The sequence below is a fragment of the Xenorhabdus santafensis genome (assembly GCF_033949405.1).
GTDB lineage: Bacteria > Pseudomonadota > Gammaproteobacteria > Enterobacterales > Enterobacteriaceae > Xenorhabdus > Xenorhabdus santafensis.
Genome location: NZ_VCDN01000060.1, coordinates 20,596 through 33,531, shown reverse-complemented (window position 1 = coordinate 33,531; position 12,936 = coordinate 20,596). Strand labels below are relative to the sequence as shown.

Below are 12,936 nucleotides of genomic sequence, written 5' to 3'. Positions count from 1 at the left end.
ATCAATGTTTACATCACGCCTTGTTATACCACTCCGGCCTGTAAAAGATCGTGCATATGCAATACACCAAGCAGTTTATCGTCTTCAGTGACCAGCAAGGATGTAATGTGGCGGGATTGCATCAGGTTCAGGGCATCAACAGCCAGCGAGTTGGGCTTGATGCGGATACCACCGGACGTCATGACATCAGCGATTTTTGCATTGTTGAGATCGATTCCCATATCGAAAACACGGCGTAAATCACCATCGGTAAAAATACCATCAATTTGCATGTCATCACTGCAAATAACCGTCATGCCCAGTTTTTTGCGGGTAATTTCCACCAAAGCCTCGCGCAAGGTTGCGGTGCGGGAAACTCGGGGAATGTGCTCGCCGGAAACCATTAAATCACTGGCCAGTAGCAAAAGCTTGCGCCCAAGTGCGCCACCAGGGTGGGAGAGGGCAAAGTCTTCGGCAGTAAAGCCACGCGCCTGCAAAAGCGCAATGGCCATAGCATCGCCCATAACAAGTGTGGCGGTGGTGCTGGTGGTTGGTGCCAGACCCAACGGGCAGGCTTCTTGTGGCGTTTTAATGCACAAATGTACATCCGACGCTTTTCCCATGCTGCTGTTGCGATTGTTTGTCATGCAAATGAGCTGAACTTTTTGCCGCTTGAGAACAGGGATCAATGCCAAAATTTCATTCGATTCACCAGAGTTGGAAATTGCCAGCACAATGTCTTTTGATGTCACCATGCCCAAATCGCCATGGCTGGCTTCACCGGGATGGACAAAGAAAGAAGGCGTACCGGTACTGGCAAAGGTTGCCGCAATTTTACGCCCGATATGACCGGATTTGCCCATTCCCATCACGATGACTTTCCCTTCACAGCCGAACATTAATTCGCAGGCGCGGTTGAAATCATCATTGATGTACTGTTCCAGACTGGTTAATCCGTCAAGTTCGATATGTAATACTTTTTTACCAGCTTGTTGAAAATCGATTTTAGGCATTTTTATTTATTCCTGTTTTTTCCAACTCTTCTTTTTCCCACTGACCCTGTGCTCACTCAGGGCAATTATGCAGTACCGTGCTCCGATACTGTCATTTAATGTTGTTATTTAATGACTGCTATTCAATGGCTACTGCTCATTGACTGTTATTCAACGCGGTAATAGTCAGAAACAAAAAGGACGATAAAATACGCGATAAAACAACCCAACAACAGAATGCCATTCAACCTGTTCAATCGATGCTTCCTTCCCAGACAAAATACAGTGAACAGTACACTGGCTGCCATCATGACCCAGAAGTCCCGTGAAAACGCTTCCGGAGAAATAACGCTGGGAGAAAGTATGGCGGGGATCCCCAAGACAAGGGTGGCATTGAACACATTGGAACCAATAATATTGCCCATTGCCATGTCATTCTCACCTTTTATGGCGGCAGCAATGGAAGTGGCAAGTTCCGGCAGACTGGTTCCCACGGCAAGAATTGTCAGGCCGATAACCAGCTCGCTTATTCCATAAATGCGTGCAATGACAGCCGCATTGTCAACCACCATGCGGGTGGAGATCGGCAGGATAATTAAGCCCAGAACAACCCAAAGCAGTGCAATCCCCTTGTTGCCTTCAACGGGTACTTCTGAATTCCGCTCCTGAGTGTAACTGTCAACACCATCATGTTGAGATAATGTTGTCATTTTGAACATCAACGCAATGAAGACAATGGCAGAAAACAGCAGGAATATCCCATCCAAACGGCTCAAATAATTGTTGGATAGTATATACCCGGCAAACGCAGTAATCAGCAGCATCAAAGGCACTTCCCGCCGTAGGATATCCGATTTTACTCTGATTGGCCTAATGAAAGCTGCTGCACCAGTAATCAGCAGGAGGTTAGTGATATTGGAACCAATGGCATTGCCTACGGCCATATCGGGTTGCCCGTCTAAAATTGCTGTGACAGATACCATCAATTCAGGTAATGAGGTGCCTATGCCCATAATGACCAACCCCACAACCAGGGGCGGAATTTTCAGTGCCCGGGAAAAAACTGCCGCACCATAAACTAATCTATCAGAACCATAGACCAGTAAAATCAGTCCGGTAATGAGTAGTAAAATAGTCAGAAACATGGTGTGTCCCTTAAATGAAATTTATTCCGAGCATTATGCTGATAGTGGTTGATTTTTAAACATGAAATGTTTATTTAGCTAGACTTATACATTCTGACGGTCATAGAAAGAAAAGTAAAATTTGTCACAACTTTACTAACGCAAATTGGGAAAATTTTTTGTAGTATGCACCATAGTTTATTTAAATACAGTCATGAAAATGACCTATTAACGGTTAGGGGTTATTAATAATGAATCAACAAACAGCAAATCTTATTGAGATCTGTGGGATGCATTTTACCCGGGGTCAACGTCCGATTTTTGCTGATATTAATCTGACCGTTCCGAAAGGAAAAGTGACTGCCATTATGGGGCCTTCCGGTATCGGGAAAACAACGCTGTTACGCCTGATTGGAGGGCAGATTCGCCCTGAACGAGGTGAAATCTGGTTTGATGGCGATAACATTCCTGCCTTGTCCCGTCCGCGTCTTTATGCTGCCCGCAAGAAAATGAGCATGTTATTTCAGTCGGGGGCATTGTTTACCGATCTGAATGTTTTTGACAATGTTGCTTTTCCTTTGCGTGAGCACACTCAATTGCCAGAAGAATTGATTCATACAACTGTAATGATGAAATTGGAAGCTGTCGGGCTGCGTGGTGCTGCACACTTGATGCCATCGGAATTGTCCGGGGGTATGGCAAGGCGAGCGGCATTGGCGAGGGCAATTGCACTTGATCCAGACTTGATCATGTTTGATGAGCCGTTTGTTGGTCAGGATCCGATCACGATGGGGGTTTTGGTTAAACTTATTGATGAACTTAATCAGGCGCTTGGCGTGACGTGTGTGGTCGTCTCCCATGATGTGCCAGAAGTGCTGAGTATTGCAGATTATGCTTACATTGTGGCAGAACGAAAAGTGATCGCAGAAGGTACACCGGAGCAGTTGAGAGCAAATCAGGATCAACGGGTACGGCAATTTCTTGATGGAGTTGCTGATGGGCCAGTGCCTTTCCGTTTCCCTGCCGGGGATTATAAAACTGAGTTATTAGGATAATGGGATGTTGAAGTTGACACAGGCATTGGCGGCACTGGGCAGTCGAACGATTGAAGTGGTTGCTTCATTCGGTCGTGCGGGCTTTATGCTGTTCAGTGCAATTATAGGCAAGCCAGAGCCTGCCAAACAATGGGCGCTATTACGCCAGCAGCTTTACAGCATAGGTGTCCAATCATTGCTGATTATTGTGGTATCAGGGCTGTTTATCGGCATGGTACTGGCCTTGCAGGGCTATCTGGTTCTGACCACATTTAGTGCAGAGGGTAGCCTCGGTATGATGGTCGCACTGTCGTTGCTGCGTGAGCTGGGGCCTGTGGTGACGGCTTTGCTGTTTGCGGGCAGGGCGGGTTCAGCGCTGACTGCAGAGATTGGTTTGATGAAAGCCACTGAACAGATTTCCAGTTTGGAAATGATGGCGGTAGATCCGTTGCGCCGCGTCATCGCTCCTCGTTTCTGGGCAGGTTTAATCAGTATGCCTTTGCTGACATTGATCTTCGTTGCCGTTGGCATCTTGGGCGGTGCAATGGTTGGTGTGGATTGGAAAGGTATTGATGGCGGTTTTTTCTGGTCATCCATGCAATCTGCGGTGGAGTGGAAAAAAGATTTGCTCAACTGCTTTCTGAAGGGAGTTGTTTTTGCCATCACAGTAACGTGGATTGCTCTATTTAATGGTTATGACGCTATCCCGACATCAGAAGGGATTAGCAGGGCGACGACGCGTACGGTTGTTCATGCGTCGTTGGCGGTATTGGGTTTGGATTTTGTGCTGACAGCACTGATGTTTGGGAATTGAGTCGATGCAAAGCAAGAAAAATGAAATTTGGGTAGGGGCTTTTGTCTTGATTGCGTTGGCGGCAATCATTTTTTTATGTCTGAAGGTTGCGGATATCCGCTCTTTTGGCAATCAGCCAACTTACCGTGTCTATGCCTCATTTAGTAATATTGGTAGCTTGAAAGTGCGCTCACCCGTGAAAGTTGGCGGAGTCGTTATTGGTCGTGTGGGTAAAATTTGGCTGGATCACACAAATTACGCACCACAAGTTGAACTGGATATTTTTACTCAATACGACAATATCCCAAATACCAGCTCACTTTCTATCCGAACGTCTGGGCTGTTAGGTGAACAGTATCTTGCATTGAATATTGGATTTACTGATGAAGATTTGGGAACTTTCATGCTGAAGGATGGCGATCGCATTGAAACCACACATTCTGCTATGGTACTTGAAGATTTGATTGGTCAGTTCTTGTACAAGAGCGGTGGCGGAAATAAAGATAAATCTGCCTCTGCGCCTGGGCAGGCACACTAACCGGCAACCTACTATTTAGAATTTAGAAGGAAAAACACCCATGTTCAAACGATTACTCATGATTGCGTTGCTGGTGGTCGCACCATTGGCCAGCGCAGCGGATCAAACCAATCCTTATGCGTTGATGAAAGATGCAGCGGAAAAAACGTTTACCCGCTTGAAGAATGATCAGCCTCAGATACAGGCAAACCCAGATGTTCTGCGTCAGATTGTGCGTGAAGAATTGTTGCCGTATGTGCAGATAAAATATGCCGGCGCACTGGTTTTGGGGCCTTATTACAAAGATGCGACACCTGCGCAGCGTGACGCTTATTTCAAGGCGTTTGAAACCTATCTGGAGCAGGCATATGGTCAGGCTTTGGCGATGTATCATGGTCAAAACTACCAAATCGAACCAGAGCAGCCATTGGGTGATAAAACCATGCTTGCTATCCGCGTCACTATTACTGATCCTAATGGCCAGCCGCCGGTTCGCCTGGATTTCCAATGGCGTAAAAACACCAAAACGGGTAACTGGCAGGCTTACGACATGATCGCAGAAGGCGTGAGCATGATTACGACCAAGCAAAACGAATGGGCGGATATCCTGCGTCAGAAAGGTATTGATGGCCTGACCGAACAATTGGCTATCAGTGCGAAAGCGCCGATCACTTTAGAAAAGAAAAAGTGATATGGAAAAAAACAGTTCTGGCAGCAATGTAGCGGATAACGACATAGTCAGTTGGGAAAAAACCGGCAGTACCCTGTTTTTGCAAGGTACGTTGGATCGCGACAGTCTGTTGCCGCTTTGGCAACAAAAAAGCAGTGTGCTGGAAGATATCGTTAATATTGATGTTTCCCAGCTCAGTCGTGTGGATTCCGCAGGATTGGCTTTGTTAGTTCGTCTAAAAGGCGAGTTTCAGCAAAGCGGCAAGGCGTTGACATTTTCAAATGTTGGGGAACGCCTCAACACGTTGATAGCGCTGTATGGGGTGCAAAGCCTTCTTGACGATAGCCAGCCAAATGCCTAATTCCATCTATATCCAATGGATTTCGAATGGCATCACGGCGGCAAGGGAGTGAATGTGCCCAGCCAACAAAGAGTCAACTTGAAAGACGAAGGATAATTGATAATCCGCGCCCTTGTAAGCCATTCCTTACAAGGGCGTTTTTCTTGGTTTAAGAGTCGGCTGGATTCCATTAGGATAGGCGTCTACTATTATTTTCTAACGACGGGTGTGAGCAATTTATGGATACTGAAGAAATTAAAAAAGTGTTGATGGAAAATTTGGCACTTGATGAAGCTATCGTTAGCGGTGATGGCAGTCATTTTCAGGTTATTGCAGTGGGTTCCATTTTTGATGGGTTGAGCCGGGTTAAGCAGCAGCAGGCTGTATATGCCCCTTTGATGGAATATATTGCTGATAACCGCATTCATGCTTTGTCAATCAAGGCATATACGCCAGAACAGTGGCAGCGTGACCGCAAGCTTCAGGGATTTTGAGGCTGTTTGCTCCGCCGCGAACAGCACACTTTGAATTAAACAAGAGAATCATGATAGATGGATAAATTTCGTGTGAAAGGGCCGACCTGCCTGTCGGGAGAAGTTACGATTTCCGGGGCAAAAAATGCCGCACTACCAATTATGTTCGCAGCGCTGCTGGCAGAAGAGCCAGTGGAATTACAAAATGTTCCTGAATTGAAAGATATTGATACCACCATCAAACTTCTCAATCGCCTGGGGACGAAAGTCGTGCGCAATGGCTCTATTTTTGTTGATGCCAGCGGCGTCAACGAATTTTGCGCTCCTTATGAGCTGGTCAAAACCATGCGGGCTTCCATTTGGGCATTGGGGCCGTTGGTGGCGCGCTTTGGTCAGGGACAGGTTTCTTTGCCGGGTGGCTGCGCCATTGGCGCTCGTCCGGTCGATCTCCATATTTCTGGTTTGGAACAGCTCGGTGCGAAGATTGTGCTGGATGAAGGTTACGTCAAAGCCTCGGTTGATGGGCGTTTGAAAGGTGCCAACATTGTTATGGATAAAGTCAGCGTTGGTGCGACGGTAACAATTATGACCGCAGCAACATTGGCAGTAGGCACAACGATTATTGAAAATGCGGCCCGCGAACCTGAAATTGAAGATACAGCAAATTTCCTCAATACATTGGGAGCAAAAATCAGCGGGGCAGGTACTGACCGTATTGTGATTGAAGGTGTTGAGCGTCTGGGTGGCGGTGTTCATCGTGTCCTGCCTGATCGTATTGAAACCGGCACTTTTTTGGTTGCTGCCGCGATCTCTCGTGGCAAAGTTGTTTGCCATCATGCCAAGCCTGACACTCTTGATGCAGTTTTAGCCAAACTGCGTGAAGCGGGAGCGGATATCAAAGTGGGAGAAGATTGGATTAGCCTTGATATGCATGGTCAGCGTCCTAAAGCTGTCACATTCCGCACAGCTCCACATCCAGGCTTCCCAACGGATATGCAGGCACAATTCAGTTTGTTGAATATGGTTGCAGAGGGCGCAGGCATGATCACTGAAACTATTTTCGAAAATCGTTTCATGCATATTCCAGAATTGATCCGAATGGGTGGCCGGGCTGAAATTGAGAGCAATACGGTATTGTGCCACGGTGTTGAAAAACTATCCGGTGCTCAAGTCATGGCGACTGATTTGCGTGCTTCAGCAAGCTTAGTATTAGCCGGTTGTATTGCTGAAGGAACGACGGTTGTGGATCGTATTTATCATATTGACCGGGGTTACGAACACATCGAAGATAAGCTACGCGGCCTTGGTGCGAACATCGAACGTATTAAGTCAGCAGAATAAGTAAACGGGAAAACAGTTCTATTTTTCCCGTTTCGACCCAATGTCCTTTGCTCAATGTGGGCAAAGGACGTGTGAGCAGGGAACATCAGTAGCCATTATACTCACCAATAGTGACGTTAAGTGTGAGAGAGGTGCCATCACGTAGTACGGTGACAGGTACAACTTTGCCGGGACGAATTTCGGCCACGTGATCCATCATTTCAGCAGGAGAAATCACCGGCTGATGATCAAAACTGGTTATGATATCCCCGACTTTAATTCCCGCTTTGTCAGCAGGCTGATTTGCCTCAACCAAGAAAACGCGAACCCCATTAATCTGATTGATATTACTGCCGGATGAACGAATGTTGGGCAATTCCAAAGATGTAATGCCTATATATCCTCTGATAACCCGTCCGTCACGGATCAGTTTTTTCATGATAGTCACTGCCAGTTTAGCCGGAATGGCAAATCCCAACCCTTCAGGTGTGACACCAAATTCTGATTTATCGAAGGTCAGTGTATTAATGCCGACTAACTCTCCCAATGTATTGACTAAAGCTCCGCCAGAGTTTCCCTGATTAATTGATGCATCTGTTTGCAGAAAATTCTGGCGGCGAGTTGGACTGAGACCAACGCGACCAGTTGCACTGATAATGCCTTGTGTGATGGTTTGACCTAAATTGTACGGGTTGCCAATTGCCAGTACGACGTCCCCAACATGCGCCACCCGATTTGGGTTTATTGGGATAACGGGAAGGTTTTCGGCATTAATTTTTAAGACGGCTAAATCGGTCGGGCTATCTGAACCAACTAATAGCGCTTCATAAAAACGCCCGTCTTGCAGCGCGACAATAATAGAGCCGACTTTATTGATCACGTGCTTATTAGTCAGAATGTAACCTTGTTCGCTCATAATGACGCCGGAGCCGAGAGGATGAAGTTCCCGGCTTTCATGGGAAAAACTCCCCATGTTGCTGCTGTAGATATTAACAACCGCAGGCGCTGCCCGCCGAACACCTTGGCTGAAGCTATAAATTTTGTCGTGGTTGTTATCACTCAACATATTTTTCAAGGCATGGGGGCGCAGGGAGGGTATGGCGACTACCAAAATGGCAGCAACCAACAGGCCTATCAATACAGAGCGTAATAACTTGATCAGCATGGTAATAGTCAGTAATAAATGAATGAAAGAGAAGAATAGCACTAAAATGAACAGACACAGCACTTACTGTGCCTGTTCTCTTTTTTCTTTCAAGTTACTGCTTGGTTGGCTGTATTTGCTGTCCCTGTGCATCGGTATGGCGATAAACTTCGCCTTCTCTATACTTTTCCGGGATTAGCTTCCTTGCCATTGCGCTGACAACTTGAAATTTCTGAGTTTGATCAATATTAGATCACATGCCCAATATCAAACAGCTTAATTTTTCAGCAATAGGTAAATGTTCGTGTCGCCACGTATGATATTCAACGCGACCACAGGCGGTTTATTATCAATAATCTTACGCAGTTCATTGATAGTTCTAACGCGTGTGTTATTGGCTCCGACAATTAAGTCATTTTTCTGTAAACCGTATCTGTCAGCAAGTGAGTTCTGAGCAACGGAATCCACTTTAATGCCTTGGGTTTCTTTCACTGTCGCATTGCTCAGGGTTGCGCCTTGCAAAGCAGTACTCAGTTTTTCTGCTTTGGTGGATTGTCCATCATTGTTATCCAATGTGACGCTGACAGTGATAGGTTTCCCATTGCGCAGCAAGCCAATTTTGATCTCTTTGCCCGGTGTGGTTGTACCAACTTTCGCCCGCAATTCAGCAAAGCTGCCGATTTTCTTGCCATCAAAGGAAACCAATACATCGCCTGCTTTTATGCCTGCTTTCGCTGCGGCTGATTTCGGAACAACTTCGCTGACGAATGCGCCTTGTTGTGCATCAATGCCGAAGGCGTTGGCGATATCGGCATTCATCTCCCTGCCTTTGATGCCAAGTAAACCGCGTTTGACTTCCCCTGTAGCAATAAGCTGCGCGGAAAGGCTCTTAGCCATATTACTTGGGATCGCAAAACCGATACCAACATTGCCGCCACCCGGCGCGATGATGGCGGTATTGATACCGATCAATTCACCTTTCAGGTTAATTAACGCCCCACCAGAGTTACCACGGTTGATGGGAGCATCGGTCTGGATAAAGTTTTCCAGCCCTTCCAAATTCAGGCCACTGCGGCCCAAGGCTGAAATGATCCCTGATGTGACAGTTTGCCCTAACCCGAATGGATTTCCGATTGCAACAGCATAATCCCCAACACGCAATTGGTCTGAGTCGGCAAATTTGATAGCTGTCAGGTTCTTGGCATTTTTCAATTCCAAAAGGGCAATGTCAGTTTGCGGATCACGCCCGATGAGCTTGGCAGAATATTCACGGCCATCGTTTAATTGAACACGTATTTTATTGGCGTTATCAATGACATGATTATTAGTTAACACATAGCCTTTATCTGCGTTGATAATAACCCCAGAGCCCAACCCCTTGAATGGACGGCTTGGCTGTTCTGGTGCAGGAAAACCAGGCCCAAAAAAGAATTGAAAATCTTCTGGCAACTGAAGCTGTTGGTTTTGTACTTCTGCTGTGCCTGAAACATGCACGGTAACGACAGAAGGCAGTACTTTCTCCAGCATGGGGGCGAGACTGGGTAATTCTTGAGAGGCCATTGCAGCAGGTAAGGCTGCATTGCTTACCATCGGAACTGAAGCTAAAGATAGTCCAATACTGATTGCGAGTGCGCTGAGCAATGTGTTTTTTCTTTTCATTGAATACGTTCTCTTATTACCTAAGTCAGAAAAGGAAATTAAGCTTGGGAAGCCTATCCAGGCGGGGCGTTGCCCGGAAATTACGCTCAATGGGATAGGTCCTAAGCATAATTGTTTCGATGCTGTTATGACTACCGATTATTCAGTAAAGTTCACTAATAATGTAGTTTTACAGTATTTCTTTACAGGCATTTACGTGAATTCACTGTTGTTTAGCCGTGGTATTTATAACTACCACGGCTAAAGCAATGATTATTTCTTATCTTGAATAGGGCGGAACAGGCCGGATGCACCCTCAGAATAATCCCGTGGAGGCTCATTCGTGGTTATTTTGCTTGTTTCGGTTTCAGGTTCGTTCAGGCGGTAATTGAAAGGGTTATCTCGTACTGGCATGTCAGGCATCAGTTCGTTGGAACTTTTAGCCATGTGCTGATATAGCTGGCGGTAATCGCGCGCCATATTGTCCAGCAGCTCAGCACTGCGAGCGAAATGGTTGACCAGCTCTTTGCGATATTCTTCCAATTCAGCTCGGTTTTTATCCAACTCTGCCTGTTGTGCATTTTGTTGGCGCAGCTTTGAACTACCGAAGCGAACAGCCAGCGCGCCGACAATAAAACCAATGATTAATCCGATCAGTGCATATTCCCAGGTCATAGCAACTCCTTTAGTCACATCATTGTTCTGCAATATCATTACTACCACTATAACCGCTAATTTGGCTAGAGTGGAATATTGATTATTATTTAATTAAATAATGTACTGTCTAATGTGTTAATTTTATACAAGTTTGTCAGGTTATGCAGCGAATTATTTTATGAATTGGCACAATGCTTATCAGTAAAATGCCATACAAACTGAGAATAAAATTTTTAAGGATTATCACTTTCATGTCACCGATTACACCTTCATCTCTCTATCAATCTGCATTGTCAGAAGGGCAGTACCAGCCTGATGACGTGCAACGCAATACTGTTGCACGTCTGGACATCATCCATCGCGAGCTTATCAACGCTCGGCCCAGTTATGTTGTGCAATCCAGTGGTCTGAAAGGGATGTTGGGGAAATTGTTTGGACGTCAGCCATCTCCTGAGCAGAACCGGCCTGTACAGGGGCTTTATATGTGGGGCGGGGTTGGGCGTGGCAAAACATGGCTGATGGATATGTTTTACCAGAGTTTGCCTACGGAACGAAAATTGCGCCTTCACTTTCACCGTTTTATGTTGCGGGTGCATGAAGAGCTGATGAAGTTACAAGGATATGAAAATCCTTTGGAAATAGTGGCGGATGGTTTTAAGGCCCAGACCGACATTCTCTGTTTTGATGAATTTTTTGTCTCAGATATTACTGATGCCATGATCCTCGGTACATTGCTGGAGGCCCTGTTTGCCCGGGGAATTTCGTTGGTGGCAACTTCCAACATTCCGCCGGATGAGCTTTACCGAAATGGATTGCAGCGTGCGCGCTTTCTGCCCGCGATTGAACAAATCAAAAAATATTGTGATGTTATGAATGTCGATGCGGGAATTGATTATCGCTTGCGAACATTGACTCAGGCACATCTCTATCTGACACCTTTGTCGGACGAAAACCGGCAGGAGATGCACCGCATGTTCTTGCGTCTGGCCGGCAAGGAAGGGGAAGCGAACCCGATTCTGGAAATTAATCACCGCAGCATGCCCGTTATCCACAGCGTTGATGGCGTCTTGGCAATTCATTTCAAAACATTGTGCGAAGATCCCCGCAGCCAGATGGATTACATCGCGTTGTCTAAGCTTTATCATACGGTTTTGCTGCATGACATGCCGGTTATGGCGGTATCGAAGGAAAGTGCTGCGCGGCGATTTATCGCACTGGTTGATGAATTTTATGAGCGGCATGTCAAACTGATCATCAATGCCGAGGCACCAATGGAACAGGCTTATCAGGGCGAATTGCTGACGTTTGAATATCGGCGCTGCCTGTCTCGGTTGCAGGAAATGCAAAGTGAAGAGTACTTGAAGCTTCCTCATTTACCTTGATGCATCACTGGGAGCCTTTCATGTTGCCTCTTTAGTCAACGGCAATAATCGGTGGCAATTAATCTCCGGCCGCCGTTTTTATGGTTGTTCGTATCGCCATGAAGTTGTTTATCCAGGCTTTCGGGAACGAATTTGTCACATCCTTGCCGACCAAACACAACGCGAAACTCATGGGGGACATTTCCGGTCTGGATGAAAGAAATATCAACTGACAGGATAATTATTGAATTTGGGGTCGATTTTTTATGATGACTTCTCTATAATCTTGCGACCCCACGTTACAGCAAGATTTTTTTTTCCCAAAAACTTGCATTAGTGCCGGCATAGGCTATTCGAAGGGGTAGGTTTGCTGGACAAAAGTCGTGTGAACCTCAAAACAGTTTCTGAACATCGAGTGTTCACCAACGTGTAACTTATTATTGGGTAAGCTTTAATGAAAACTTTTACAGCTAAACCAGAAACCGTAAAACGCGACTGGTATGTTGTTGACGCAGATGGCAAAACTTTAGGCCGTCTTGCAACTGAAATAGCTCGTCGCCTGCGCGGCAAGCATAAAGCGGAATACACTCCGCACGTTGATACTGGTGATTACATCATTATTGTTAACGCAGAAAAAGTTGCTGTAACTGGCAACAAACGTGCTGACAAAATTTATTATCACCACACTGGCCACATCGGTGGTATCAAGCAAGCGACCTTTGAAGAGATGATTGCCCGCCGTCCTGAGCGTGTCATTGAAATCGCGGTTAAAGGCATGCTGCCAAAAGGGCCACTGGGTCGTGCAATGTACCGTAAACTGAAAGTTTACGCGGGCAGCGAGCACAACCACGCGGCACAGCAACCACAAGTTCTGGACATTTAATCGGGATTATA

General features: G+C 46.2%; 15 protein-coding genes. 10 read left to right on the top strand and 5 right to left on the bottom strand.

All coding sequences use genetic code 11. The features are described 5' to 3' along the window. Positions 1-23 precede the first annotated feature (23 nt). Both kdsD and FE392_RS14820 read right to left on the bottom strand, forming a co-directional pair. The gene (gene kdsD / locus FE392_RS14825) at positions 24-992 is read right to left on the bottom strand and encodes an arabinose-5-phosphate isomerase KdsD (protein WP_319930994.1); all 969 of its coding nucleotides are present in this window, start codon (positions 990-992) and stop codon (positions 24-26) included. Positions 993-1,138: 146 nt separating this feature from the next. Next, a complete protein-coding gene (locus tag FE392_RS14820) occupies positions 1,139-2,116 on the bottom strand; it encodes a calcium/sodium antiporter (protein WP_319930993.1) in 978 nt (325 codons plus the stop codon). 230 nt (positions 2,117-2,346) lie between these two features. On the opposite strand from FE392_RS14820, the gene mlaF reads away from it, so the two are divergent. The 7 genes from mlaF (at position 2,347) to murA (ending at position 7,263) form a co-directional block, all read left to right on the top strand. Next, positions 2,347-3,150, top strand: coding sequence for a phospholipid ABC transporter ATP-binding protein MlaF (gene mlaF / locus FE392_RS14815; protein ID WP_319930992.1), 804 nt, complete (start codon positions 2,347-2,349; stop codon positions 3,148-3,150). A 4-nt stretch (positions 3,151-3,154) separates the two neighbouring features. Next, positions 3,155-3,943, top strand: a complete 789-nt coding sequence (gene mlaE / locus FE392_RS14810; protein WP_319930991.1) for a lipid asymmetry maintenance ABC transporter permease subunit MlaE — start codon at positions 3,155-3,157, stop codon at positions 3,941-3,943. Positions 3,944-3,947: 4 nt separating this feature from the next. Next, complete coding sequence (gene mlaD, locus FE392_RS14805) at positions 3,948-4,460, top strand: outer membrane lipid asymmetry maintenance protein MlaD (RefSeq protein WP_319930990.1); 513 nt, start codon at positions 3,948-3,950, stop codon at positions 4,458-4,460. 40 nt (positions 4,461-4,500) lie between these two features. After that, a complete protein-coding gene (mlaC, locus tag FE392_RS14800) occupies positions 4,501-5,130 on the top strand; it encodes a phospholipid-binding protein MlaC (protein ID WP_319930989.1) in 630 nt (209 codons plus the stop codon). Position 5,131: 1 nt separating this feature from the next. Beyond that, positions 5,132-5,470, top strand: a complete 339-nt coding sequence (mlaB, locus tag FE392_RS14795; RefSeq protein ID WP_319930988.1) for a lipid asymmetry maintenance protein MlaB — start codon at positions 5,132-5,134, stop codon at positions 5,468-5,470. 218 nt (positions 5,471-5,688) lie between these two features. Beyond that, positions 5,689-5,943 carry a BolA family iron metabolism protein IbaG gene (ibaG, locus tag FE392_RS14790; RefSeq protein ID WP_319930987.1) on the top strand — a complete coding sequence of 85 codons (255 nt, stop codon included), beginning with the start codon at positions 5,689-5,691 and terminating at the stop codon, positions 5,941-5,943. Between the two features lie 57 nt (positions 5,944-6,000). After that, positions 6,001-7,263 (top strand): UDP-N-acetylglucosamine 1-carboxyvinyltransferase, encoded by a 1,263-nt coding sequence (gene murA / locus FE392_RS14785; protein WP_319930986.1) that lies wholly within the window; start codon positions 6,001-6,003, stop codon positions 7,261-7,263. 85 nt (positions 7,264-7,348) lie between these two features. On the opposite strand, the gene degS is transcribed toward murA, so the two are convergent. From degS to zapG, 3 genes are all read right to left on the bottom strand, one after another. Next, positions 7,349-8,407 carry an outer membrane-stress sensor serine endopeptidase DegS gene (degS, locus tag FE392_RS14780; RefSeq protein ID WP_319930985.1) on the bottom strand — a complete coding sequence of 353 codons (1,059 nt, stop codon included), beginning with the start codon at positions 8,405-8,407 and terminating at the stop codon, positions 7,349-7,351. A 255-nt stretch (positions 8,408-8,662) separates the two neighbouring features. Beyond that, positions 8,663-10,045 (bottom strand): Do family serine endopeptidase, encoded by a 1,383-nt coding sequence (locus FE392_RS14775; protein ID WP_319930984.1) that lies wholly within the window; start codon positions 10,043-10,045, stop codon positions 8,663-8,665. A gap of 252 nt (positions 10,046-10,297) precedes the next feature. Next, the gene (gene zapG, locus FE392_RS14770; RefSeq protein WP_319930983.1) at positions 10,298-10,699 is read right to left on the bottom strand and encodes a Z-ring associated protein ZapG; all 402 of its coding nucleotides are present in this window, start codon (positions 10,697-10,699) and stop codon (positions 10,298-10,300) included. Positions 10,700-10,932: 233 nt separating this feature from the next. Between zapG and zapE the strand changes: the two genes are divergently transcribed. The 3 genes from zapE (at position 10,933) to rplM (ending at position 12,925) form a co-directional block, all read left to right on the top strand. Then, positions 10,933-12,063, top strand: a complete 1,131-nt coding sequence (zapE, locus tag FE392_RS14765; protein ID WP_319930982.1) for a cell division protein ZapE — start codon at positions 10,933-10,935, stop codon at positions 12,061-12,063. A gap of 80 nt (positions 12,064-12,143) precedes the next feature. Next, the gene (locus FE392_RS14760; RefSeq protein WP_319930981.1) at positions 12,144-12,275 is read left to right on the top strand and encodes a hypothetical protein; all 132 of its coding nucleotides are present in this window, start codon (positions 12,144-12,146) and stop codon (positions 12,273-12,275) included. Positions 12,276-12,496: 221 nt separating this feature from the next. Continuing rightward, the gene (gene rplM, locus FE392_RS14755) at positions 12,497-12,925 is read left to right on the top strand and encodes a 50S ribosomal protein L13 (protein ID WP_038259580.1); all 429 of its coding nucleotides are present in this window, start codon (positions 12,497-12,499) and stop codon (positions 12,923-12,925) included. Positions 12,926-12,936: the final 11 nt, after the last annotated feature.